The organism is Pseudomonas sp. 18058 (genome assembly GCF_902706155.1).
GTDB lineage: Bacteria > Pseudomonadota > Gammaproteobacteria > Pseudomonadales > Pseudomonadaceae > Aquipseudomonas > Aquipseudomonas rustica.
Genome location: NZ_CACSJY010000030.1, coordinates 60,239 through 80,608, shown reverse-complemented (window position 1 = coordinate 80,608; position 20,370 = coordinate 60,239). Strand labels below are relative to the sequence as shown.

Genomic DNA, 20,370 nt, shown 5'->3' with positions numbered 1-20,370 from the left:
CAGTCGACATCAGCTTATCTGACACACCGCCTTCGCGAGCAAGCCCGCTCCCACATTTGATCTTCAGTGTGGGCGGAATTGGCTGGGGGCTACGCCGCTCCAGCGCACGAAGGCGTGGCGGAAGCTGGCGGTCTCGCTGAAGCCGAGGGTTTCGGCAATGCGGTAGATCGGTAACTGATCCTCACACAACATCTGCTTGGCCCGCTCGAAACGCAGTTCATCGAGCAGTTCCTGATAGCTGCTGCCCATGTCCTTCAGATGGCGGCGCAAGGTGCGTGGTGAACACTTCATCTGCTGCGCCAATCCTTCCAGCCCCGGCGCGGCATTCAATTGCGCACTGAGCAACTGGCGGATCCGCCCCAGCCACGCCTGACGCCCGGTGAATTCGAGGTTCTGCTTGCGGCAACGTTCGGCCATGGCTTGGTGGGTAATGGCATCCGCCAATGGCAACGGTTGATCGAGCCAGTGTCGGTCGAAGGCGAAGGCGTTGTCCTTGGCGGCGAAGTGCAGCGGCGCGTTGAAGTGTTCGGCATAGCTGTCGCGGTAATCCGGCGCGGCGTGTTCGAACCGCGTGGCGAGCAAGGGCAGAGGATGCCCGAGCAAGTCATCGCAAATCACCTTCAGCGAGACCAGGCAGAACTCGGCATTAAACACTGCCATTGCCGGACTTTCGCGATAGTCCGCCGCAACGAACCAGACGCGCTCGCCATCGTCTTCCAGGCTCAGTTCGAAAAGTGTTCCCAACAGCGCCGGATAACGGATCGCCAAACGCAAAGCGTCACCGAAGGTGGCACAGGTCAGCAGCGCATAACCGAGGATGCCGTAGCAGGAAACGTGCATGCGCCGGCCCAGTTCCAGACCGATATCGTGCTTGAGCGCGACCGCGTTGGCGCAGACCTGCATCTCTTGGTTGGTGGTGATGCGTGTGTCGGCACGGTTTAAATCCGCCGCACTGATGCCGCTGCCGTTGAGCAGCGCCTCGCTCGACAGGCCTTCGGCTTTGAAGGTGTTGAGGATCAGCGAGACCGCGTTGAGGGTAGTGAGGTGGGAGTGGAGCATGGGATCTTCCAGCCTTGAGATGGCTGGAATGCAGCAATTTATATGCCGTCACAGCCCCTCACCCCAGCCCTCTCCCAAAGGGAGAGGGGGCCGATTGGGGGATATTGGTGAGATGCACCGACGTGAGACATCTCTGCCGAATCCACAATCGACACGGTTTATCAGGTCGACGGACAGCGAAAAACAACTCGGTCAGTCCCCTCTCCCTCCGGGAGAGGGCTAGGGTGAGGGCCGATCCAGAGCCTTGGTCAGAGCAACTCACCACACAGATCCAGTTCAATCAGCCGGCGCACTTCTTCAGTTTCAAGCCCAGCACCGAGCAACCCGTGCAACTTGCCAAACGCCGCCTCACGGGTCATGCCGCCACCGGACAACACGCCAACCCCGCGCAAGCGGCTGCCGGCCTCATACACATCCAGCTCAACCCCACCTTCATGGCATTGCGTAACCGCCACCACCACCACGCCGTTGTCCCGCGCGCGGCCGAGGCTCGCCAGAAACTCCGGGTTGTCGCTCGGCCCGGTGCCGCTGCCGTAGCATTCCAGCACCAGACCCTGAATGCCGCTGTCGAGCAGGCCATCAAGAACTCCAGCGCTAATGCCGGGGAACAATGGCAGCACGGCAACTTTGGCCAGTTGCTTCGGATGGTTATAGCTCAACGACGCCGGAATCGAAGGCGCTTTCACACCGCCACCCTGACGCTCCAGACGCTTGAACGGATGACGGCCAAAGCTGCGCACTTTCGCGCAACGGGTCGGCGCCAGCAGTTCGCCGTGGAAGTACAAATGCACGCCCGGCGCCAGGCCTTGGCCGAGGGCAACCAGTGCGCCACCGAGGTTTTCCCAGGCATCGCTGTCGGTCACGCCCGCCGGCAGCATCGAACCGGTGAAGCACACACGCGCATGCAGGCGGAGCAACTGAAAGCTCATCGCCGCCGCGCTGTACGCCAGCGTGTCGGTGCCGTGCAGGATCAACACGCTGTCGCAGCCTTGCACATCCACGGCATCGACCACCGCTTCACGCAGTTGCTGCCAATAGGTCGGGGTCATGTTGGCGCTGTCGATCAGCGGCGACATCTCGCGAAAGCGCCACTGCGGCACGACGAGTTCAGGCTGGCTGTGCAGGTAATCGCGCATCCGCGCTTCAAAACCGGACGCCGGGGCCAGGCCATTGGCACTGGTCTGCATGCCGATAGTGCCACCGGTGTAGAGCACCATGACGTGTTGGGCGGCGGGATAAGTCGACGAATTCATAGGATTCTCCGAAAACGATGAATACCTTGTGGGAGCGAGCTTGCTCGCGAAGGCGTCGTGTCAGTCGACATCTACTCAATTGACACACCGCCTTCGCGAGCAAGCCCGCTCCCACAGGTCATGCATTGCACTTTAACTGACGGGCGCAGGGGATGCGCCCGTCATTCACCTGTCAGCGTTGCGCTGCAGGTACGCCTTGCGGCTCGGCTTCGGTCTTGCCCGCTGTTGCCGGCGGGTTGGTTGGCCAGGCTTTCAGGTCCAGATCCAGGTCAGTGAATTTGCTGGAATCGAACACCGGCTGTTTGACGCCGGCGCGGCGCTGCTCGTCGTAGTCGCGCATTACGCGCATGCCGACCTTGAACAGCATGGCCAAAGCCACCAGGTTGACGAAGGCCAGGCAGGTCATGGTGATGTCGGCGAAGGCGAACACGGTCGACAGATCCTGCATCGAACCCCAGACCACCAGCGCCAGCACCAGGCCACGGAAAATCATCAGCGCAGCGCGGTTGCGGGTGAGGAACTGCAAGCTGTTCTCGCCCAGGTAGTAGTTGTAGAGGATGCAGGTGAAGACGAACAGCGACAGCGCAACGCTGACGAACATGCGGCCCCAGTCACCGACTACGGCGGCCAGCGAGTTCTGGGTCAGGACGATGCCGTCACCTTCGAAGCCCGGCGTGTAGAAGCCCGACAGCAGGATCAGCAGCGCGGTGCAGGTGCAGATCACGAAGGTGTCGAGGAACACGCTGAAAGCCTGAACCACGCCCTGCGCGCCCGGGTGTTTCACCGCAGCCACGGCGGCGACGTTCGGCGCACTGCCCAGACCCGCTTCGTTGGCGAACACGCCACGCTTCACGCCCATGACGATGGCGCTGCCGAGCAGACCACCAAAGGCCGGGTCGAGACCGAAGGCGCTCTTGATGATGGTTTCCAGCATGGCGGGCACGTGTTCGATCTGGGTGCCGATCACGTACAGGGTCACGCCGATATAGGCCAGGGTCTTGATCGGTACCAACAGGTCGGACACCGAAGCGATGCGCTTGATGCCGCCGAGGAAGGTGATGGCCAGCAGCACCGCCAGGACGATACCGGTGTGGCGCGGGTCGAATTCAAAGGCGTTCTGCAGCGAGTGGGTCACGGTGTAGGACTGCAGGCCAATGAAGGCGAAGCCGTAGGTGACCAGCAGCAGAACGGAGAACACCACTGCCATGCCTTTGAGCTTCAGGCCGTGCTGAATGTAGTAGGCCGGGCCACCACGGTACAGACCGTCGCCATCGGCGCGTTTGTAGACTTGGGCCAGAGTACATTCGAAGAAGCTGCTGGACATGCCGACCAGTGCGGTCACCCACATCCAGAACACCGCACCCGGACCGCCGAGGGTCACGGCAATGCCGACACCGGCGATGTTGCCTGCACCGACACGACCGGCGAGGCTGAGCATCAAGGCCTGGAACGAGCTGAGTTGGCCGGCGCTGCCTTTGAGGCTGTCGCGGAACACCGCGAACATGTGAAAGAAGTGCCGCAGTTGAACGAAACGCGAGCGAATCGTGAAGTAGCTACCGAGCCCGACAATGAGCACGATCAGTACTTTGCCTGAGAGGAAGTCGTTGATGACTTCGAGCATGGATTTTTCCTCGCTGTTTTTTGTGTAAGCAAATGCTGGATCGGAGAAACATCGTGTTACACCGGTTTGCGCGCGGCACAACAGGTGAGGCGAAGGTTTCGTCCCGGTTCCAAATCGCGGGTTTGTTATTAGTTCGGGTTTCACATGGGTGATGGCCTCGTTACCGACGACCGCTCATGCGAAGAGGGGCGGCACTATACCGATCAGTGCGGCGCCCGTCTGCACAGTCGTGGTGCAAGCGACGAAACGAGGATGCTGCAAGATCAAAAGATCGCAGCCTTCGGCAGCTCCTACAGGTGTACATCCATCATGTAGGAGCTGCCGAAGGCTGCGATCTTGGCGGTATCAAATACACAAAACATTTAACGTCCTGCCCGCAAAGAAGTTAAAAAAAAGGGCCTGGGGACTAAATCCCCAAGCCCTCAAAAGGTGAGAGGTGTCTAGTCCCTCGACCTGGTGAGCGGTGCTACAAGTAACGCGTCGATTCAGCCTTTGAGCGGAACCAGACGCGGAGCAATCATGTTTTCCGGGCGCAGGATGTCGGCGAGCATGGCTTCGTCGAGCAGACCTTCTTCGCGCACCAGTTCCAGCACGCCGCGGCCGCTTTCAAGGGCGAGGCCGGCGATGCGGGTGGCGTTTTTGTAGCCGATGTACGGGTTCAATGCGGTAACCAGACCGATCGAGTGCTCGACCAGTTCACGGCAGCGCGCTTCGTTGGCGGTGATGCCGACGATGCAGTGCTCGCGCAGCATGTCCATGGCGCGTTGCAGCAGGCGGATCGAGTCGAAGATCTTGAAGGCGATCAGCGGCTCCATCACGTTCAGCTGCAGTTGGCCGCCTTCGGCTGCCATGGTCAGCGCCAGGTCGTTACCGATCACTTGGAACGCGACTTGGTTCACAGCTTCCGGGATTACCGGGTTGACCTTGCCAGGCATGATCGAGCTGCCTGGCTGACGCGCTGGCAGGTTGATTTCGTTGATGCCGGTGCGTGGGCCGCTGGACAGCAGACGCAAGTCGTTGCAGATCTTCGACAGCTTGACCGCGGTGCGCTTGAGCATGCCGGAGAACAGTACGAAGGCGCCCATGTCGGAAGTCGCTTCGATCAGGTCGGCCGCCGGAACCAGCGGTTGACCGCTGATCAGGGCCAGACGCTGAACCGCCAGCGCTTGATAACGCGGGTCGGCGTTGATGCCGGTACCGATCGCGGTGCCGCCCAGGTTCACTTCAGTCAGCAGTTCCGGGGCCAGCGTCTTCAGACGGGCCAGGTCTTCGCCCATGGTGGTGGCGAAAGCACGGAATTCCTGGCCGAGGGTCATCGGCACGGCGTCTTGCAATTGAGTACGGCCCATTTTCAGGACGTGATCAAATTCTTTGCCCTTGGCCGCGAACGCCTGAATCAGGCTGTCGAGGCTGGCCAGCAGGGTGTCGTGACCGAGCAACAGGCCCAGGCGGATCGCCGTTGGGTAGGCGTCGTTGGTTGACTGCGCCATGTTGACGTCGTCGTTCGGGTGCAGGAACTGGTACTCGCCTTTCTGGTGACCCATTGCTTCCAGAGCAATGTTGGCGATCACTTCGTTGGCGTTCATGTTGGTGGAAGTACCGGCGCCACCTTGAATCATGTCGACCACGAACTCTTCGTGGAAATCACCGCGGATCAATCGGGCACAGGCTTCGCTGATGGCAGCGTGCTTGGCTTCGCTCAGATGACCCAACTCGCGGTTGGCGTCAGCAGCGGCCTGTTTGACCATTGCCAGACCGACAACGAGTTTTGGGTAATGCGAAATCGGAACACCGGAGAGACGGAAGTTATTCACCGCTCGCAGGGTCTGGATGCCGTAATACGCTTGAGCCGGTACTTCGAGGGCGCCAAGCAGGTCGTTTTCTGTGCGGAAAGATGCAGCGGAGGACATGATAGAAATCATCTCGATATGGACCCGGTCTGTGCCGGAACGCTGCGAATGCTAGGCTTGTGGGGAATTTTGGGCCAATGCTGTTAAGCACTGCCCTATGCACATTCGGCATAATGCCCGTGTGACGCCGCGTGCGCGGCAGACGTGTGACCTGTTTTGGTGCGTGTCCGGGAGGACGTGATGAATCTGGAAAGCAAATGGCTCGAGGACTTCAGTGCTCTGGCCGCCACCCGCAGCTTCTCGCAAGCGGCCGAACGACGCTTCGTGACGCAGCCGGCATTCAGTCGGCGGATCCGCAGCCTCGAAGCGGCGCTGGGGCTGACCCTGGTCAATCGCTCGCGCACGCCGATCGAACTGACGGCGGCGGGGCAGTTGTTTCTGGTGACCGCGCGCACGGTGGTCGAACAACTCGGTGAAGTGCTGCGCCATCTGCATCATCTGGAGGGCGGGCAGGGCGAAGTGATGCAAGTCGCTGCCGCTCACTCGCTGGCACTGGGTTTCTTTCCGCGCTGGATCGCGCAACTGCGCAATGAAGGTTTGAACATTGCCACGCGACTGGTCGCGACCAACGTCGGCGACGCGGTGCATGCGCTGCGTGAGGGTGGCTGCGATCTGATGCTGGCGTTCTACGACCCGGACGCGGCGATGCAGATGGACCCGGAAATTTTCCCCTCGCTGCATTTGGGCCAGACCGAGATGCTGCCGGTGTGCGCGGCGGATGCCGAGGGCAAGCCGTTGTTCGATCTGGAAGGCGAGGCGAGTGTGCCGCTGCTTGCTTACAGCGCCGGGGCATTTCTCGGGCGCTCGGTGAATGGCTTGCTGCGTCAGCGCCAGGTGCGCTTTACCACTATTTATGAAACCGCGATGGCGGACAGTTTGAAGAGCATGGCGCTGGAAGGGTTGGGCATTGCCTGGGTGCCGCAACTCAGCGTGCGTGCGGAATTGGCACGAGGCGAACTGGTCGTGTGCGGCGGCCCGCAATGGCATGTGCCGCTGGAGATTCGCCTCTACCGCTGCGCCTTGGTGCGCAAAGCCAACGTGCGCCTGCTGTGGCGCAAGCTTGAAGGCGGTGCGGCTGGCGGTGCGTGATGTCCGTGCAGCCGCCGTGTCGCGGAAAAATGCGTTCAGGGAACATTGCTCAAAAAGTTACTGATCCTTGCCCGATTAGCTTCAGTGAAGGTGTGGCAGTTGCCGACCAACAATTTCGGGTTCGGGATCATGTAACTTTCACACCACCAGCCGCCTCGGTAGAACACTTCAGAATTTTCATGCAGGGCGTCTAGCGTGTGGCCAATTTCATGTCCGACATTGGCTGCTGACTTGAGAGATGCAATGGCCGCTTGTTGCCCAGTTCCGGCAAGGCCAGCGACACGATCATTTAGAGCGCTTTTGGTCAGTAGAATGAATTTTGTAGTTCGTGTGGACGGAAGATTTTTTCGACTTTATAGTCGTGCGTGCGATCCCTCCACTTTTTCATAGTGACTAGCTCGTCTTCATTCATATACGCAAAGTCAGTATAAGTCGGCTGATTGCGTATGAATTGAACTGATACGCGGCGTCCCGTAACGCCCTCCAGTTCCTTGACCATAGGCAGGAAATGTTCGGCAAATATCTCCGACTGTGGCTGGGTTACATCGTCGTGGATGAAGGCGTGGATGAATATCGGTATTTTTCCGCCAAGCGGCGCAGCGAGCGACCTGGCTAGCGTCGTGTTTTGTTCAGCTGGCCATGGAGTGTCATCGATAGCGACTGTGGCTTGAGTCATCGTAGTCATGAACAGGCTGCCAAGCAGCGCACATGTGATTGTTAATATATTTGGCATTTTAGTTGTTTTCGAAGTGGAAAAGTTTGGATGAATTAGGTGTGTGCCTCGTTGTAAGGCAGGGTCGGATTATTAGCGTGTTAGTGTTTGTTTGTGCAGTCTTTATATGTGTCAGTTAATGTTCTGTTATCAAGTATTGCAGCATGGATAGTTGTTTTTATGTTGGCGTTATTTGATGTTTGTAATGCTTAATATTCGCAGGCGGCCTTGCGCCGTTAATGCCGAGCTGAAACGGTTTGCAGAGGCTGGCGCGCTGACTTGAAAGTCAGCAAAAACAGAAAAAGAGCCGCTAAGACAGATGGTCGTCGAAGGGGCTGTTTATTGCTTTCTTTGCGGTATACTGCGCGGCCTTCGGCCGGCACGACCGGCCATTTTTCGTACAATCAAGCCACGCAACCTGCGTGGCTTGTTGTTTTATGACGCGCCTGCGGGCGCTCCAGAGAGAAGAGGCGCGACGATGAGTGTACTGGTTGGCGTGATCATGGGCTCCAAGTCCGATTGGTCCACCCTTAGCCACACCGCCGATATGCTGGAAAAGCTCGGCATCCCGTACGAGGTCAAAGTGGTCTCTGCCCACCGTACCCCGGATCTGCTGTTCCAGTACGCCGAAGAGGCTGAAAGCCGCGGCATCGAGGTGATTATCGCCGGTGCCGGTGGCGCAGCCCACTTGCCAGGCATGTGTGCGGCCAAGACCCACCTGCCGGTGCTCGGTGTGCCGGTGCAGTCGGCCATGCTCTCGGGCGTCGACTCGCTGCTGTCCATCGTGCAGATGCCAGCGGGCATTCCGGTCGCCACTCTGGCTATCGGCAAGGCCGGCGCGATCAACGCCGCGCTGCTCTCGGCGAGCATCCTCGGCGCCAAGCATCCGCAGTTCCACGCGGTACTGAAAACCTTCCGTGCCGAGCAGACAGACAGCGTCCTGGACAATCCAGACCCACGTATTGCCTGAGGTTGTTGAGATGAAGATCGGTGTAATCGGTGGCGGCCAGTTGGGTCGCATGTTGGCCCTGGCGGGCACTCCGCTGGGCATGAACTTCGCTTTCCTCGACCCTGCGCCGGACGCTTGCGCCGCGGCGTTGGGCGAACACCTGCGGGCCGATTACGGCGATCAGGATCATCTGCGCCAACTCGCCGATGAAGTCGATCTGGTGACCTTCGAATTCGAAAGTGTTCCGGCCGAAACCGTGGCATTCCTGTCGCAATTCGTTCCGGTTTATCCGAGCGCCAACGCCCTGCGCATCGCTCGCGATCGCTGGTTCGAAAAGAGCATGTTCAAGGATCTGGGCATCCCGACCCCGGCCTTCGCCGACATTCAATCGCAAGCCGATCTGGATGCCGCCGTGGCTTCGATCGGTCTGCCGGCCGTGCTGAAAACCCGCACTCTGGGTTATGACGGCAAGGGCCAGAAAGTCCTGCGCAAGCCGGAAGACGTGGTCGACACCTTCGCCGAACTGGGCAGCGTCTCCTGCCTGCTGGAAGGCTTTGTGCCGTTCACCGGTGAAGTCTCGCTGATCGCCGTGCGCGCTCGTGATGGCGAAACCAAGTTCTATCCGCTGGTACACAACACCCACGACAGCGGCATCCTCAAGCTGTCCGTTGCCAGCACCGATCACCCGTTGCAGGCGTTGGCCGAAGACTACTCGAGCCGTGTGCTCAAGCAACTCGACTACGTTGGCGTGATGGCGTTCGAGTTCTTTGAAGTCGACGGTGGGCTCAAGGCCAACGAAATCGCCCCGCGCGTGCACAACTCCGGGCACTGGACCACCGAAGGCGCCGAGTGCAGCCAGTTCGAAAACCACCTGCGCGCCGTTGCCGGCCTGCCGTTGGGTTCGACGGCCAAGGTTGGCGAGAGCGCAATGCTCAACTTCATCGGCGTTGTGCCGCCGGTTGAGAAGGTCATCGCCATCGAAGATTGCCATCTGCATCACTACGGCAAAGCCTTCAAGGCCGGGCGCAAGGTCGGTCACGCCAACCTGCGCTGCGCCGACATGGCCACGCTGCAGGCGCAGATCGTCAAGGTCGAAGCGCTGATCGCCGAGTAATTCAGTTTCATGTGTCTGCGGCGGAACCATTCAGGGGCCGCCGTTCTCTCATGGCAGGATGCCAAAGTCTGACTAGGCTTCGCATATCTACTACTGAGAGGGAATTGCCATGGGAATTATCGGAACCATCTTTATCGGCTTGATCGTCGGCCTGCTGGCTCGGTTCCTGAAACCGGGCGATGACAGCATGGGCTGGATCATGACCATCCTGCTCGGTATCGGCGGTTCGCTGGCGGCCACTTATGGCGGCCAGGCTCTGGGCATTTATCAGGCGGGCGAGGGCGCAGGCTTCCTCGGCGCACTGGTCGGTGCAGTCGTGTTGCTGGTGATCTACGGCCTGATCAAAAAGAACTGATCCAAAGCGACAAAGTCCTCTCTGCCAACGCGGCAGGGAGGGCTAGAATGCTCGGCGATTCAACGTTCCTTCCTTTCTATACCGAGCACCTTCATGCGCCGTCTTCTGTTGACTCTCCTTTTCCTGGGCAGCGGTTTGGCCCACGCCGGCGAACTGCCGGAAACCGACTGGCTCGAACTGATGCCAAAGTCGGATCAAAAGGCCCTTGAGGCCATGCCTGAAATCGACCACAACTCCCCGGAAGCCACCGGCACCTTCACCGAGAAGGGCGGGATGAAGCAGGCCAAAGGTCTGCCGGCAGTGATGTATTCGACCAAAACCGTGGCGTCGATGAACGACAAACACATCCGCATCGGTGGTTATCCGGTGCCGCTGGAGTCTGACGCCAAGGGTCGCAGCACGTTGTTCTTCCTCGTGCCGTATCCGGGCGCCTGCATCCACGTGCCGCCACCGCCACCGAATCAACTGGTGCTGGTGCGTTATCCGAAGGGTTTGAAGCTGGATGACATTTACACGCCGCTGTGGGTGACCGGCACGCTGAAAGTCGAGAAGGTCAGCAATGATCTGGCTGACGCGGCGTATGCGCTGGAAGCGGACAAAGTGCGGGTGGTGCAGGAATCTGATCTATAAAGCAAAAGATCGCAGCCTTCGGCAGCTCCTACAGGGATATGCATTCCAATGCAGGAGCTGCCGAAGGCTGCGATCTTTTGATCTTAAAGCGGTTTGCTGGCGACACTGACGCCCATGGTATGGCTCGCACCCGGCGCGAGCGTGACGATGTCATCCATCACATTCGCCGTCTCGATGCATAGCATGCGCTGCCAGCCATCGTTATCCATATCCGCCAACGCTGCCGCGCGATCGATCCACGGGTTCCAGATCACTGCCGTGCGCGAGCCGGTGGCGGTCAGCACAATGCGCCGCTCCCAGGTCGGGTCGACGATGCTCAGTTGTGGTGGAGCGTTGAGGTAGATGCGGTCGGTTTCCCCGGCAAACTGCAGGTCACCTTGCTGGCTGTTGGTTTTCCAGTCATCCAGCGTCTCGATGTACTTCAAGCCATCGACGCCGTCGACGTGCACATTGCGCACATCACTGACCGCGAAATAGGTGTGCAGCGCCTGGCTCAGACTGACGGTGTCACTGCCACGGTTGTGGCTGGTCAGGCTGAAACTCAGTTGCTCGGACAAGTGCAGAGTCAGGGTCAAATCGACCTGATGCGGCCAGTCCGGCAGGCCGCCTTCGGGATAGGGCAGTTTGAACTCCACCTTCACGCCATCAGCCTCTGATTCGATGCCACCCAACTCCCAATCCATCGCCCGCACCAGACCGTGCGCGGGTGCCGGTTGCTCGCCGGTGTACATGGCCTGCACGCTCTGCGGGTTGCGTTCGAACTTGCCGAACCACGGCCAGCACACCGGCACGCCGGCGCGGATGCTCTTGCCAGTCTTGAACACTGCCTTATCGTTGAGCCAGATGATCGGCGGCTGCCCATCGATCTGATAACTGAGGATGTGCGCGCCTTGCTGGGCCACCAGCACTTCGGCCTGACCGTGGCGAATTCGCCAGCAGTTCAGTTCATCCAGTTTCACGGCTTCAACGTTGGGCGTGTTCATCGGACAGCTCTCAATCAGTAACAAGGACAACTATCGACCGTAAAACGGCCGCGAGGTTTAGCGCGCGCGTGGCGGCACCGAGCGAGTGCGGCCGCTGCCGTCGATGGCGACGAAGACGAAAACCGCTTCGGTCACTTTACGCCACTCGCTGGACAGCGGGTCGTCGCTCCACACTTCGACCATCATCTGGATCGAGCTGCGGCCGATTTCCAGGGTCTGCGTATAGAAGGACAATTGTGCGCCGACAGCGACCGGCACGAGGAACGCCATGCGGTCGATGGCAACGGTAGCGACGCGGCCACCGGCAACACGGCTGGCCATCGCGGTGCCGGCCAAATCCATCTGCGCCACCAGCCAGCCGCCGAAAATATCGCCAAAGCCGTTGGTTTCGCGCGGGAGTGCGGTGATTTGCAAGGCCAAGTCGCCTTGCGGGATCGGATCTTCTTGTTCGAGCTCTATCATGCCGAGGGTGCCTCTGACCCGTGACTCATCGTTGGTATTGCTGGTGGTAGCCGTCTTCGGGAAAAACGATTCAGCACCGAACATACTACGTTCGTCACGTTTTCCATCAGGCGCCTAAGGAGAAACTCTGCGAAACCGGCTAATCCCGAGCAAAGGCCGGGCCAACGACGTTTTCGCACAGCAACCCCCTACAAACCGGAGCAGGTTGCGAGTATATCGGTCGGTAGACTCCACGACGACCATCCGGTTCTCATTTCGACCGTCAAATACGCGCCTCTATGTGCTTTTTCGAACAATTTGCTATGGTGCCGAACCTGCCCAAGCCACCGCCAGCGTTGTTGTGGCGGCAGATCCGACTATAAGAGAAGCCCTTGCCATGACCACAGCGCCTTCGAGCCTCGCGCAGCCCGAGCAACCCGCACGACCGTTGACCCGCAATGACTACAAGACTCTGTCGCTGTCCGCCCTCGGTGGCGCGCTGGAGTTCTACGATTTCATCATCTTCGTCTTCTTCGCCACCGTGGTCGGCAAGCTGTTCTTCCCGGCCGACATGCCCGAGTGGCTGCGTCTGATGCAGACCTTCGGCATCTTCGCCGCCGGCTACCTCGCGCGGCCGTTGGGCGGCATCGTCATGGCGCACTTCGGCGACCTGCTGGGGCGCAAGAAGATGTTCACCCTGAGCATTTTCATGATGGCCGTGCCGACCCTGATCATGGGTCTGCTGCCTACATACGCACAGATCGGCATGTGGGCGCCGATTCTGCTGCTGGTGATGCGCGTGATTCAGGGCGCGGCCATCGGTGGGGAAGTGCCGGGCGCGTGGGTCTTCGTTTCCGAACACGTCCCGCAAAAGCACATGGGTTATGCCTGCGGCACCCTCACCAGCGGCCTGACCGCCGGCATCCTGCTCGGCTCGCTGGTCGCCACCGCGATCAACAGCATTTATACGCCTGCCGAAGTGTCCGATTACGCCTGGCGGATTCCGTTCCTGCTCGGCGGTGTGTTCGGCCTGTTCTCGGTTTACCTGCGCCGCTGGCTGCACGAAACCCCGGTGTTCGCCGAGCTGCAACAGCGTAAAGCCTTGGCTGAAGAAGTGCCGCTGCGTGCGGTGCTGCGCGACCATCGCGGCGCGATTGCGATCTCGATGCTGCTGACCTGGTTGCTCTCCGCTGGCATCGTCGTGGTCATTCTGATGACCCCGACCGTGCTGCAAACCGTTTATCACTTCACGCCGACCGAGTCGCTGCAGTCGAACAGTCTGGCGATCGTGTTCCTGAGCATCGGCTGCATCATTTCCGGCGCATTGGCGGATCGCTTTGGTGCCGGCCGCGTGTTTGTGTTCGGTTGCCTGGGCCTGCTGATCAGCTCGTGGACGTTCTATCACAGCCTCGCCGATCACCCGAACTGGCTGTTCCCGCTGTATGCGCTGACTGGTTTCCTGGTCGGTACCATTGGTGCGGTGCCGTATGTGATGGTGAAAGCGTTTCCGCCGGTGGTGCGCTTCAGCGGGTTGTCGTTCTCGTACAACGTGGCTTACGCGATCTTTGGCGGTTTGACGCCGATGGTGGTGAGTTTGCTGCTGAAGGAAAGCGCGATGGGGCCTGCTTATTATGTGGCGGTGCTGTGCGCGATGGGGATGCTGGTGGGGGCGTGGCTCTGGAAGAAGGGGCGCTGATTTCCCCTGCCGCCTGATCGTTCCCACGCTCCGCGTGGGAATGCATCCTGTGACGCTCCGCGTCACCTCTCAAATGCGGACGCAGAGCGTCCATGGCGGCGTTCCCACGCAGAGCGTGGGAACGATCGGTTGCGACATGCTGGCCTTTCATCCAATTGTCATATTTCAGCCATAGAGTGTTCACACGGCCTGCTGATACTTGGCCCCGACTTAACACACCCTATCTGCTAGGAGTAAGGCATGAAACTGAAGCGTTTGATGGCGGCAATGACTTTTGTCGCTGCTGGCGTTGCGACTGCCAACGCGTTCGCCGCTGTTGACCCTGCTATCCCGAGCTACACCAAGACCACTGGTGTGTCGGGCAACCTGTCCAGCGTCGGCTCCGATACCCTGGCCAACCTCATGACCCTCTGGGCTGAGAACTACAAAAAAGAATACCCGAACGTAAACATCCAGATTCAGGCCGCTGGCTCCGCCACTGCGCCACCTGCGCTGACTGAAGGCACCTCCAACCTGGGCCCGATGAGCCGCAAGATGAAGGACACCGAACTGGCTGCTTTCGAGCAGAAGTACGGCTACAAGCCAACCGCTATCCCGGTGGCTGTGGATGCCTTGGCCGTATTCGTGCACAAGGACAACCCGATCCAGCATCTGACCATGGAACAGGTTGACGCAATCTTCTCGTCGACCCGTCTGTGCGGCGCCAAAGCCGACGTGAAAACCTGGGGCGACCTGGGCGTGACCGGCGACCTGGCCAACAAGCCAGTGCAGCTGTTCGGTCGTAACTCGGTATCCGGCACCTACGGCTACTTCAAAGAAGAAGCCCTGTGCAAAGGCGACTACAAACCAAACGTTAACGAACAACCAGGTTCGGCGTCGGTTGTGCAGTCGATCAGCTCCTCGCTGAACGGCATCGGTTACTCGGGCATCGGTTACAAAACCGCCAGCGTGAAAACCGTTGCTCTGTCGAAGAAGGGCAGCACTGACTTCATCGAAGACACCGAAGAAAACGCCCTGAACGGCAAGTACCCGCTGTCGCGTTTCCTCTACGTTTACGTCAACAAAGCCCCGAACAAGCCTCTGGCCCCGCTGGAAGCTGAGTTCGTGAAACTGGTGCTGTCGAAACAGGGCCAGGAAGTCGTAGTGAAAGACGGCTACATCCCGCTGCCAGCCAAGGTTGCTGCAAAAGCACTGGCTGACCTCGGTCTGCAAGAAGGCGGCGCTGAAGTCGCAAAGAAGTAACCCCGTAGATCCGGGCTAATCCCCGGATCTGCAGGAACCCCTGTAGGAGCTGTCGAGTGAAACGAGGCTGCGATCTTTTGATCTGGCCTCTGACTGCAAGATCAAAAGATCGCAGCCTCGGTTCCCTCGTCAGCTCCTACACAGGTTTCAAACGTTTCCGTTACAGCAGGTTTCAGGCGGGCCCCACAGGGCACCGCGAACCTTCGAATTCTTCGATCCTCCTCCAGTACCCGCTGGCGGTGGATTTGGTGCGTCACTGCATTGTCATCTTTCTGTCATACAGGATCGCTAGGGTGTGCGCATGAATGATCTGGCCAATTCCCCAATGACTACGACTTCCCCTCCCAAGCGCATTGATTTCAATACGCCTGAGCTGCAACGCAAGCGCCGCATTCGCGCGCTCAAGGATCGCTTCACCCGTTGGTACGTCCTCGTTGGCGGCCTGGCGGTGCTGGCAGCCATCACCCTGATCTTCTTCTTCCTCGCCTACGTGGTTGCGCCGCTGTTCAAGGGTGCCGATCTGACCGCGAAAGATGCGATCACCCCCGCCTGGATGCAGGACGCCGGCAAGCCGCTGATGATTTCGCTCGAAGAGCAGAATCAGGTGGCCATGCGCGTGTCCGACAAGGGTCAGGCGCTGTTCTTTGATATCGACAGTGGCGCTGAATTGAAGCGCGTCGATCTGCCGGTTCCGGCCGGCACCACCGTGACCTCGCTGGGTGAAGATCAGCCGGGTCATCCGCTGGTGGCCGTGGGCCTGTCCAACGGTCAGGCGCTGGTGTTCCGTCACACCTATAAAGTCAGCTACCCCGATGGCAAGAAAACCATCACCCCGGCCATCGAGTATCCGTACGGCGAGACGCCTATTGCGCTCAACGAAAGCGGCGGTGCGCTGGAGCACGTCAGCCTCAACGCCAGCGACACGACCTTGATGCTGGTGGGCTCGACCGGTTCGCAACTCAACGTGTTGTCGCTGACCAGCGAAGAAAACATGATGACCGGCGAAGTCACCAACGAGCAGAAGCGTATCGATCTGCCGCAGATGACCGAGTCGGTGAAAAACATCTTCGTCGACCCACGCCAGCAATGGCTGTACGTGGTCAACGGGCGTGCTCAGGCCGACGTGTTCAGCCTGCGCGATAAGAGCCTCAACGGTCGCTACAAACTGCTCGAAGACGGCGACGCTGAAGTCACCGCTTCCACTCAGTTGGTCGGTGGTATCTCGCTGATCATTGGCGACTCCAAGGGCGGTCTGGCCCAGTGGTTCATGGCGCGTGACCCGGATGGCGAGCAGCGTCTGAAGCAGATTCGCACCTTCCAGATGGGTACCACGCCGATCGTTGAAATCACCGCTGAAGAGCGTCGTAAAGGCTTCCTCGCTTTGGATGCCAGCGGCAAGCTCGGCGTGTTCCACAGCACCGCGCACCGCACGCTGTTGGTCGATCAAGTGGTAGAAGGTCAGGGCCTGTTCGGTCTGTCGCCACGCGCCAACCGTGTAATTGTTGAAGCCGGCGGCAAGCTGCAACCGCTGCTGCTCGACAACCCGCACCCGGAAGTGTCGTGGAGCGCACTGTGGAGCAAGGTCTGGTACGAGAACTACGACGAGCCTAAATACGTCTGGCAATCGACCGCGGCCAACACCGATTTCGAACCGAAACTGAGCCTTTCGCCACTGACCTTCGGCACCCTGAAAGCCGCGTTCTACGCGATGCTGCTGGCCGCGCCGCTGGCGGTTGCTGCGGCGATCTACACCGCGTACTTCATGGCCCCGGGCATGCGCCGCAAGGTCAAACCGGTGATCGAGCTGATGGAAGCGATGCCGACGGTAATCCTCGGTTTCTTCGCCGGTCTGTTCCTCGCGCCTTATGTAGAAGGGCATTTGCCGGGCATTTTCAGCCTGCTGATGTTGTTGCCGATCGGCATTCTGGTCGCCGGTTTCACCTTCAGCCGCCTGCCTGAATCGATCCGCCTGAAAGTCCCGGACGGTTGGGAAAGTGCTCTGCTGATTCCAGTGATTCTATTTGTGGGCTGGCTGTCGCTGTACATGAGTCCGTTCATGGAGAACTGGTTCTTCGGCGGCGACATGCGCATGTGGATCTCCCACGACCTCGGCATCACTTACGACCAGCGCAACGCACTGGTGGTGGGTCTGGCAATGGGCTTCGCGGTGATCCCGAACATCTACTCCATCGCCGAAGACGCCGTGTTCAGCGTGCCGCGCGGCTTGACCCTCGGTTCGCTGGCTCTCGGTGCCACACCGTGGCAGACCATGACTCGCGTGGTGATCCTGACTGCCAGCCCGGGCATCTTCTCGGCGCTGATGATCGGCATGGGCCGTGCGGTCGGCGAAACCATGATCGTGTTGATGGCCACCGGTAACACCCCGGTCATGGAAATGAACCTGTTCGAAGGCCTGCGTACCCTGGCCGCCAACGTCGCGGTGGAAATGCCCGAGTCGGAAGTCGGCGGCAGCCACTACCGCGTGCTGTTCCTCTCGGCGCTGGTGCTGCTGTTGTTCACCTTCGTCATGAACACCCTGGCAGAACTGATTCGTCAGCGTCTGCGCAAGAAATACTCGTCGCTTTAAGCAAAGGTAGAAGTCTGTGAAACAGAACTCCCTGAAAGGATGGTTCAAGAGCGGCGCCCCGGGCGTCTGGATCAGCGGTGGCGCGGTGTCCATCGCGGTCATCATGACCATTGGCCTGTTGGCAGTGATTGCCGTGCGCGGTCTGGGTCACTTCTGGCCGGCGGATCTGGTGCATGCCAGCTACGACGTGCCGGGTCAGGCCCAGCATCTGGTCGTTGGCGAAGTGGTACAGAAAGAAGAAGTGCCACGTGCTCGTCTGAAGAGCGCCGGTTTGCCGGTGCCGGACGTTGGCCCGGAATTCATGACCCGCGAGCTGATCAAGGTCGGCAACCGTGACTTGAACGGCAACGACTTCACCTGGATCGTCGGCGACTGGCTGACCAACCAGACCACGCCGCCGGAGTTGATGGCGATCGAACGTCGCGAGTGGGGCAACTTCTACGGCTACCTGGTCAACGTCAAACAGGATGGCAAGGTTATCGCCGAGGGCGAAGCTGCTTGGCCTGAGCTGCAAGCGCGGATCAACCGGGTAAACGGTCTGGCGGCACAGCTGAAGTCGCTGGAAAAAACCGACATCGGTGCGATCAACGCAGGGCTGGAACGCATCCGTCTGCACGGTCGCAAACTGGAACTGGAAGGCAAGCTCGACGCCACCGCGCAAGCGGACATGGAATCCGAGCGTGCCGAACTGAACGCGCGTTATCAGGACATCGAAGCACGTCTGGCCGATCTGCATGCACAGTTCAACCGCGATGCCCTGACCGCTCGCGATGCCAATGGCAAAGAGATCGAAATCGGTCTGGGCAAAGTGGTTCACGCCTACCAGCCGAACGCGATGAGCACCTTCACCAAGGTCGGTTTCTACTTCAGCAAGATCTGGGAATTCCTTTCGGACGACCCGCGTGAAGCGAACACTGAAGGCGGGATTTTCCCGGCGATCTTCGGCACCGTGATGATGACCCTGATCATGGCGATGATCGTCACCCCGTTCGGCGTGCTGGCGGCGGTGTACCTGCGTGAATACGCCAAGCAGAACACCCTGACGCGGATCATCCGTATCGCGGTGAACAACCTCGCCGGCGTACCGGCGATCGTTTACGGCGTGTTCGGTCTGGGCTTCTTCGTTTATGTACTCGGTGGTTCGGTCGACCGCTTGTTCTTCCCGGAAGCGCTGCCGGCACCGACCTTCGGTACACCGGGGTTGCTCTGGGCCTCGCTGACCCTGGCGCTGCTGGCGGTGCCAGTGGTGATCGTGGCGACCGAGGAAGGTCTGGCGCGTATCCCGCGTACCGTGCGTGAAGGCTCGTTGGCCCTCGGCGCGACCAAGGCTGAAACCTTGTGGAAGATCGTGATCCCGATGGCCAGCCCGGCGATGATGACCGGCATGATCCTCGCCGTGGCTCGCGCCGCCGGTGAAGTAGCGCCGCTGATGCTGGTGGGTGTGGTGAAACTGGCGCCGTCGCTGCCGGTGGACGGCAACTACCCGTACCTGCACCTCGATCAGAAGATCATGCACCTGGGCTTCCACATTTATGACGTCGGCTTCCAGAGCCCGAACGTCGAGGCGGCGCGTCCGCTGGTGTACGCCACGGCGCTGTTGCTGGTGCTGGTGATCGCCACGTTGAACCTGTCGGCGGTGTATATCCGCAACCACCTGCGCGAAAAATACAAAGCACTGGATAGCTAAAGCCATTAGCCACAAGCGGCAAGCTACAAGCCGCTTTTGCTCAAACTTGCAGCTTGCAGCTAGAAGCTCGCAGCTACGAACGGAGTGAGAACCATGCAGCACGAAGCACATACCCACGGCATCAACATGTCCGCCCTGGGCCGCGACAAGCAGAGCCTGAACCTGGAACAGGAAACCGTGGCCATCGAAGTACCGGGCCTGAGCCTGTACTACGGCGACAAACAAGCGCTGTTCGACGTCAGCATGAACATTCCGAAACAGCGCGTGACCGCGTTCATCGGCCCGTCCGGCTGCGGTAAATCCACGCTGCTGCGCACCTTCAACCGCATGAACGATCTGGTTGACGGCTGCCGCGTAGAAGGCGCGATCAACCTGTACGGCAACAACATCTATCGCAAGGGCGAAGACGTTGCCGAACTGCGTCGCCGCGTCGGCATGGTGTTCCAGAAGCCGAACCCGTTCCCGAAAACCATCTACGAAAATGTGGTCTACGGCCTGCGCATTCAGGGCATCAACAAGAAGCGCATCCTCGACGAAGCGGTCGAGTGGGCGTTGAAAGGCGCGGCACTGTGGGACGAGGTCAAAGACCGCTTGCACGAATCGGCACTGGGTCTTTCCGGTGGTCAGCAACAACGTCTGGTGATCGCCCGTACCATCGCGGTTGAGCCGGAAGTGCTGCTGCTCGACGAACCGTGCTCGGCCCTCGACCCGATCTCGACGCTGAAAGTCGAAGAGCTGATCTACGAGCTGAAATCCAAGTTCACCATCGTCATCGTCACGCACAACATGCAACAGGCCGCGCGGGTTTCGGATTACACGGCGTTCATGTACATGGGCAAACTGGTGGAATTCGGCGACACCGATACCCTGTTCACCAATCCGGCGAAGAAGCAGACCGAAGACTACATCACCGGTCGATACGGCTGATTGAAGCAGCTGCGAGCGGCAAGCTTCAAGCGGCAAGTTAGAAGCGAAGCGGCATGGATCACCACATAACAGCTTGCAGCTTGTAGCTTGCAGCTCTTGGTTAAACGCTTTTTCG

17 protein-coding genes are annotated in these 20,370 nt (G+C 59.7%); 10 read left to right on the top strand and 7 right to left on the bottom strand.

The genetic code is table 11. From position 1 onward, the window contains the following. Positions 1–63: 63 nt before the first annotated feature. The 4 genes from GVL50_RS17470 to GVL50_RS17455 all read right to left on the bottom strand — a co-directional run bounded on the left by GVL50_RS17470 (position 64) and on the right by GVL50_RS17455 (position 5,843). A complete protein-coding gene (locus GVL50_RS17470; RefSeq protein ID WP_159814484.1) occupies positions 64–1,059 on the bottom strand; it encodes an AraC family transcriptional regulator in 996 nt (331 codons plus the stop codon). A 248-nt stretch (positions 1,060–1,307) separates the two neighbouring features. Further along, positions 1,308–2,312, bottom strand: coding sequence for an asparaginase (locus GVL50_RS17465; protein WP_159814482.1), 1,005 nt, complete (start codon positions 2,310–2,312; stop codon positions 1,308–1,310). A gap of 172 nt (positions 2,313–2,484) precedes the next feature. Then, on the bottom strand, positions 2,485–3,933 hold the full coding sequence (locus tag GVL50_RS17460) for a sodium:alanine symporter family protein (protein ID WP_053125151.1): 1,449 nt from the start codon (positions 3,931–3,933) through the stop codon (positions 2,485–2,487). A 485-nt stretch (positions 3,934–4,418) separates the two neighbouring features. Further along, complete coding sequence (locus GVL50_RS17455; RefSeq protein ID WP_159814480.1) at positions 4,419–5,843, bottom strand: aspartate ammonia-lyase; 1,425 nt, start codon at positions 5,841–5,843, stop codon at positions 4,419–4,421. A 180-nt stretch (positions 5,844–6,023) separates the two neighbouring features. Between GVL50_RS17455 and GVL50_RS17450 the strand changes: the two genes are divergently transcribed. Then, on the top strand, positions 6,024–6,932 hold the full coding sequence (locus GVL50_RS17450) for a LysR substrate-binding domain-containing protein (protein ID WP_159814478.1): 909 nt from the start codon (positions 6,024–6,026) through the stop codon (positions 6,930–6,932). A gap of 304 nt (positions 6,933–7,236) precedes the next feature. Here the strand turns inward: GVL50_RS17450 and GVL50_RS17445 are convergent, their stop codons facing one another. Next, entirely contained in the window at positions 7,237–7,617 is a 381-nt protein-coding gene (locus GVL50_RS17445; protein ID WP_159814476.1) for a hypothetical protein, read from the bottom strand. Between the two features lie 505 nt (positions 7,618–8,122). Here GVL50_RS17445 and purE point away from each other — a divergent pair. The 4 genes from purE to GVL50_RS17425 all read left to right on the top strand — a co-directional run bounded on the left by purE (position 8,123) and on the right by GVL50_RS17425 (position 10,692). Beyond that, a complete protein-coding gene (gene purE / locus GVL50_RS17440) occupies positions 8,123–8,614 on the top strand; it encodes a 5-(carboxyamino)imidazole ribonucleotide mutase (protein ID WP_159814474.1) in 492 nt (163 codons plus the stop codon). A gap of 10 nt (positions 8,615–8,624) precedes the next feature. Beyond that, positions 8,625–9,707 (top strand): 5-(carboxyamino)imidazole ribonucleotide synthase, encoded by a 1,083-nt coding sequence (locus GVL50_RS17435; RefSeq protein WP_159814472.1) that lies wholly within the window; start codon positions 8,625–8,627, stop codon positions 9,705–9,707. A 109-nt stretch (positions 9,708–9,816) separates the two neighbouring features. Then, positions 9,817–10,062 carry a GlsB/YeaQ/YmgE family stress response membrane protein gene (locus GVL50_RS17430; RefSeq protein WP_016772475.1) on the top strand — a complete coding sequence of 82 codons (246 nt, stop codon included), beginning with the start codon at positions 9,817–9,819 and terminating at the stop codon, positions 10,060–10,062. Between the two features lie 93 nt (positions 10,063–10,155). After that, entirely contained in the window at positions 10,156–10,692 is a 537-nt protein-coding gene (locus GVL50_RS17425) for a DUF3299 domain-containing protein (RefSeq protein WP_007920225.1), read from the top strand. An 83-nt stretch (positions 10,693–10,775) separates the two neighbouring features. On the opposite strand, the gene GVL50_RS17420 is transcribed toward GVL50_RS17425, so the two are convergent. Both GVL50_RS17420 and GVL50_RS17415 read right to left on the bottom strand, forming a co-directional pair. After that, positions 10,776–11,675: a D-hexose-6-phosphate mutarotase gene (locus GVL50_RS17420; RefSeq protein ID WP_159814470.1), complete on the bottom strand. Its 900-nt coding sequence runs from the start codon at positions 11,673–11,675 to the stop codon at positions 10,776–10,778. 57 nt (positions 11,676–11,732) lie between these two features. Next, positions 11,733–12,137 (bottom strand): acyl-CoA thioesterase, encoded by a 405-nt coding sequence (locus GVL50_RS17415; protein WP_003229628.1) that lies wholly within the window; start codon positions 12,135–12,137, stop codon positions 11,733–11,735. Between the two features lie 376 nt (positions 12,138–12,513). Between GVL50_RS17415 and GVL50_RS17410 the strand changes: the two genes are divergently transcribed. The 5 genes from GVL50_RS17410 to pstB all read left to right on the top strand — a co-directional run bounded on the left by GVL50_RS17410 (position 12,514) and on the right by pstB (position 20,255). Beyond that, on the top strand, positions 12,514–13,812 hold the full coding sequence (locus GVL50_RS17410) for an MFS transporter (RefSeq protein WP_053125141.1): 1,299 nt from the start codon (positions 12,514–12,516) through the stop codon (positions 13,810–13,812). A 240-nt stretch (positions 13,813–14,052) separates the two neighbouring features. Beyond that, complete coding sequence (locus GVL50_RS17405; protein WP_034152107.1) at positions 14,053–15,054, top strand: phosphate ABC transporter substrate-binding protein PstS; 1,002 nt, start codon at positions 14,053–14,055, stop codon at positions 15,052–15,054. A 553-nt stretch (positions 15,055–15,607) separates the two neighbouring features. Further along, on the top strand, positions 15,608–17,641 hold the full coding sequence (locus tag GVL50_RS17400) for an ABC transporter permease subunit (protein WP_178124202.1): 2,034 nt from the start codon (positions 15,608–15,610) through the stop codon (positions 17,639–17,641). Between the two features lie 16 nt (positions 17,642–17,657). Beyond that, positions 17,658–19,328: a phosphate ABC transporter permease PstA gene (gene pstA, locus GVL50_RS17395; protein WP_159814466.1), complete on the top strand. Its 1,671-nt coding sequence runs from the start codon at positions 17,658–17,660 to the stop codon at positions 19,326–19,328. 93 nt (positions 19,329–19,421) lie between these two features. Next, positions 19,422–20,255 carry a phosphate ABC transporter ATP-binding protein PstB gene (gene pstB, locus GVL50_RS17390; RefSeq protein WP_008078766.1) on the top strand — a complete coding sequence of 278 codons (834 nt, stop codon included), beginning with the start codon at positions 19,422–19,424 and terminating at the stop codon, positions 20,253–20,255. Positions 20,256–20,370 lie beyond the last annotated feature (115 nt).